Raw genomic sequence first — 400 nt, 5'->3', positions numbered from 1 at the left:
CAAAACAGAGACCAGATTCTCTCTGTGCCAATATCGGTAGCTGCCACGGGTGGCCGATCTACCCAAATACAGAATGCCGCCACATTATCGACCAATACCGTTGAATTTACCTTAGGTTATCAGGCCATTCGTAGTGAAAACGTTGGGTTGACCTTTGACTTGGTGGCAGACCGGACCGTGCAGACCATTACAGAGTTCAATGCACCACAGGTGCTCTCTTCCGGTGCCGGCATTTGGAGAGAAGGCAGTGAGCTTACTCAAATGTATGGTAGAAGATACGCTAAGTCTCTGAATGAACTAACCGTTGACGAAAACGGCATTGTGTTGAACGGTCAGTTTGCAGGCCTCGGAAACACCTCTACCATTGATGATTACGAAATCAATGACCTAGGATACGTAA

Annotated in this window: 1 protein-coding gene; it reads left to right on the top strand. The window is 47.5% G+C overall.

The genetic code is table 11. The annotated features are described in order from the left end of the window. Window positions 1-400, top strand: a 400-nt coding sequence (locus B3763_RS03230; protein WP_286743611.1) for a hypothetical protein, incomplete at both ends; no start/stop codon positions are given.

Source organism: Roseivirga sp. UBA1976, assembly GCF_002336325.1.
Taxonomy (GTDB): Bacteria; Bacteroidota; Bacteroidia; order Cytophagales; family Cyclobacteriaceae; genus Roseivirga; species Roseivirga thermotolerans.
This window is presented reverse-complemented; position numbering and strand designations above follow the sequence as displayed.